This is a genomic window from Kitasatospora sp. NPDC091257 (genome assembly GCF_044757675.1).
In the GTDB taxonomy this organism is placed as follows: Bacteria; Actinomycetota; Actinomycetes; order Streptomycetales; family Streptomycetaceae; genus Kitasatospora; species Kitasatospora lactacystinica.
Genome location: NZ_JBIVVI010001004.1, coordinates 1 through 3,424, shown reverse-complemented (window position 1 = coordinate 3,424; position 3,424 = coordinate 1). Strand labels below are relative to the sequence as shown.

At 68.8% G+C, this 3,424-nt stretch carries 4 protein-coding genes; 1 reads left to right on the top strand and 3 read right to left on the bottom strand.

The window, feature by feature from the left end; genetic code table 11:
• The first annotated feature begins 126 nt into the window (after positions 1-126).
• Positions 127-675, top strand: coding sequence for a hypothetical protein (locus ACIQOV_RS33435; RefSeq protein ID WP_401054516.1), 549 nt, complete (start codon positions 127-129; stop codon positions 673-675).
• Between the two features lie 27 nt (positions 676-702).
• On the opposite strand, the gene ACIQOV_RS33430 is transcribed toward ACIQOV_RS33435, so the two are convergent.
• The 3 genes from ACIQOV_RS33430 to ACIQOV_RS33420 form a co-directional block, all read right to left on the bottom strand.
• A complete protein-coding gene (locus ACIQOV_RS33430; protein ID WP_401054515.1) occupies positions 703-1,473 on the bottom strand; it encodes a hypothetical protein in 771 nt (256 codons plus the stop codon).
• On the bottom strand, positions 1,457-2,686 hold the full coding sequence (locus ACIQOV_RS33425; protein WP_401054513.1) for a hypothetical protein: 1,230 nt from the start codon (positions 2,684-2,686) through the stop codon (positions 1,457-1,459). The genes ACIQOV_RS33430 and ACIQOV_RS33425 overlap by 17 nt, the downstream gene beginning before the upstream one ends.
• A gap of 67 nt (positions 2,687-2,753) precedes the next feature.
• A partial coding sequence (locus tag ACIQOV_RS33420) for a hypothetical protein (RefSeq protein WP_401054512.1) occupies positions 2,754-3,424 on the bottom strand: 671 nt, incomplete at its 5' end.

Sequence of the window (3,424 nt, the reverse complement as noted above, 5' to 3'; positions counted from 1 at the left end):
CCCCACCGGACGGCGCGTTCAGCATCGGCTGAGCCCAGGCCCCGCACGCACGGCGGTCGGAAAACCGGTGGGCCTCCTGCTTCCGCCCGGGTAGCGTGCGGGGACGATCCCGGAGGAGGCGAGGCGATGCGGCCGTTGCTGCTGGTGGACGTCGACGGACCGCTGAACCCGTGCGCGGCGAAGCCCTACCGGCGGCCCGAGGGCTACGAGACCCACCGGTTGACGACGCCGCGCTGGGAGGCGGCCGAGCGCCGTCGGCTCACGGCCTGGGGCCTTCCCCACAAGGCGCCGAAGCCCCTGCGGGTCTGGCTCAACCCGGCCCACGGCCCGGCCCTCGCGGCGCTTCCCTTCGACCTGGCGTGGGCGACGACGTGGCAGGAGGAGGCCAACGCCTTCATCGGCCCCTTGCTGGGGTTGCCCGCCCTGCCGTACATCCCCTGGTCCGAGCCGCGGCCCGAGCCGGGCGGCGGGGTGTTCTGGAAGACCCCGCAGATCGTCGCCTGGGCGAAGGGCCGCCCGTTCGCCTGGGTCGACGACCTGATCACGGACGCCGACCGGGCCTGGGTGGAAGCCCACCACCCGGGCCCGGCACTGCTCCACCACGTCGACCCGAAGGCCGGCCTGACGGTCCAGGACTTCGCCCGACTGACGGACTGGTCCAACGCGCTCGGCTGACCGCACGAGCGGCCCGAGCCTTCGAGGTCAGACGGGCGGCGTCAGGTCGCTCTCGCTGATGGTGTACGTGAGCGGGGGGTAGACGAAGTCCGTTTCCGTGTTCTCACGGCGCCGCAGTCGGTAGAACTCGTGCCTCTGCTCGTCGTCGGCCGACACGAGGCGCTCACCCTGGGGGAGGCGCGCCTGTCCGTCGCGAAACCGGACGAGTGTTTTTGACGTTCGAAAGGTTACGCCCAGCCATTGGTTGTCCGCCGTGCGGGCGGCCGGGTCCAGGACGATCTTGTGTCTGAGTCGCCGGTTCGAGTCGACGGAGAACGCGACGATACTGTGGTGGGCGAGGGGGATCTCGAACTTCCCACCATCGGGCCCCTTCGATTCGAAGATCAGCTTCCTCGGCGGGCTCGCGTCGGGATGCTGGTAGCAGGAGAAGACGGCGATGAACGACTCGTCGGCCAGATCGAGGGCCTGGTCGGAGTGGCCGCCCATGGTTGCGTAGGCGTTCGTGTAGCTCTCGATGAGAGCGTTGTTGAAGCCGACCGAAAGCGCCGCCCGTTCTTGAACCTGTCGTGCCAGCCGTTCGTGCACGGCCCGGAAGCGCTGCGTCGGGCTGCTGTAGCGAGTGGTGGTCCGTACGAGGGGCGCATCACCCGCCTCGTCGATCCTGGCGAGCACGGCGCCTCGGCGGCCCTTCCCCACCTCTTCCAGGCGGGCCGACGCGGACAGTTCCGCGAAGAGGTTCCCCTCGGTGGGCAGTGTGCACGAGAGGATCTCGTCCGAGATCCTAGATGCGGGGGGCAAGGTAGTCTCCCGTGTTCATGCTGAAGAGGAATTCGTCGCCGTAGTCCATGAAGGACGAGGTCCTGTTCTCCTCGGCGTACAGCCTGCGCAGCTCGTCCATGCCGGCCGGTGTGGGTGGCTCCAGTTCCACCGGTTCTCCGTCCCGTTCGAGGAACGTGCGGCCGTCCTTGTGGACGGCTTCGGTGTTGGAACAGCGCACCACGTAGCCCAGGCGGGTCGGGAGCAGTTCGGCGTCCAGCGACGAGGGCCGGATCTCGTGGGTGTAGAGGCGGTTGGTGGACAGCGGCATGAAGAACACGGAGCCGGGGTGGAGGGTGACGGTGAACTGCGGGGGGAGTGCGACCCCGTCGAGTTCCGCGGTCCGCTCCTTGAGGCGGAAGTGGAGTCTGGTCAGCCCGCTGGCGCCCTTCACCCCGAAGTCGTAGGCGTCCTCGGCCAGGGGCTGCAGCTTGTCGAGCCGGTCGTAGAAGGTGCAGAAGGCCATGATGCCGTTGGCGGGCATGTCCTTGGTCTTGTCGGCATGGGCCGAGATCTTCGCCTTGGACTGCTTGCGCTCGGCCGTGGCAAGGGTGTTGTGGTAGATCTGCGCGAGGACGTGATTCAGCGGTGCCTGGTTCCGGAAGACGGCGGCGGCCTCGCGGTTCAGCGCTTCGACGATGCGCGTGTCGGTCGGGCGGAAGCTCTCGGTCGGCCCCGAGAGATTCGTGGAGCACCGGAGCAGGCGGAAATGCAGTTCGTCACCGTTGCGCGTGACGGGCGTCAGATAGATCCCGCTGCGATGGGCCGCGCCGGGCTTGGTGGACTCCGTCAGGGACTGGAACGCGTGCTCCGTACGGATCCGCCCGAAATGATCGTCGCCGAGTCCGAAAAAGCGGCGGTAGTACACGCCGACGCCGTGTACGCGGACGGGGACCCGGCCGAGGTCGACGAGGCTCCAGGGTTCGCCGACGTCCTCGCGGTAGCCGTGCGACAGCTCCCGGATGACGAATACCCGCGCAGCCGCGGCCAGTTGACGGCCACTGATCCCGGATACGTCGCCACACAGGTAGACCGTCCTCCGGGCGAGGTCGGGCGAGCCGGAAGCAAGCTCCTCCGGCGTGATCGTGGACCCGAAGAAGTCCCTGATCACGTCGTTGTCCTGCGACATCGAAGGTGCGACCAGGATGTTGCCCGCATCCTCGATGCGGGCTTCCGTCGGCTCTGTTGTGTGCATCAAACGGTACCTGTCATTCGCGGATCCTGGTGGATTCTCAAACCGTGGACATGGCCATGGCCCGCACTCATTCATTCAATTCGGGGTAGTGGCCGCGCTGGTACGTCGACAGCTGGGAGACGGCGAGCTCTGCCTCGCCGCGGCAGATGACGCAGACGCGGCGCCGGTGGCACGCGGGGCAGTTGACCCGCCCGCGGGTCTCGTCGGGCAGCCAGCCGCGTCCCCCGCAGTCGTAGCACCAGCCCAGGCCTTCGCACTCGTAGCAGAGCACGAATCCGGCCGTGACGGTCTCGGCCGTGCGCACCGGCTCGGGCCGCTGGAACTCCTCCGGTTCGTACAGGGCCATCGCCGGTGTCTGCCCGCTGAACCACACGGTGGAGGTGTGGTCGACCGTACGGATCTCGATGCTGCAGCCGTCGCGGCGGCCGGTGACCACGATGCGGGGCGTTCCCTTGGCGTCCTCCTGCGAGGTCGCGACCGCCCAGCCCGCGGAGTGGAGCAGCGCGGCCGCGCGAGCGGCGGTGGCGGCGGCGCCGGCATGCGCGGGGCGCTTCCCCGTGCTGCCGCTGGCCGAGTACTGGTAGCGGAGCGGTTCATGCCAGTCGACGACCTGTGGCGTGTCGAGCAGCGGCAGGCCGAGATCGCTGCCGGGGGCCAAGTCGTCGATCAGCTCGACCAGTTGTGACCGCAGGGCCAGGCCCAGCCGGTCCAGCTCTTCCCGCGCACCCGGTACGGGCC

Coding starts and splice junctions, on each gene's coding strand:
- ACIQOV_RS33435 (WP_401054516.1), top strand. CDS start 127: ATGCGGCCGTTGCTGCTGGTGGACGTCGACGGACCGCTGAACCCGTGC.
- ACIQOV_RS33425 (WP_401054513.1), bottom strand. CDS start 2,686: ATGCACACAACAGAGCCGACGGAAGCCCGCATCGAGGATGCGGGCAAC.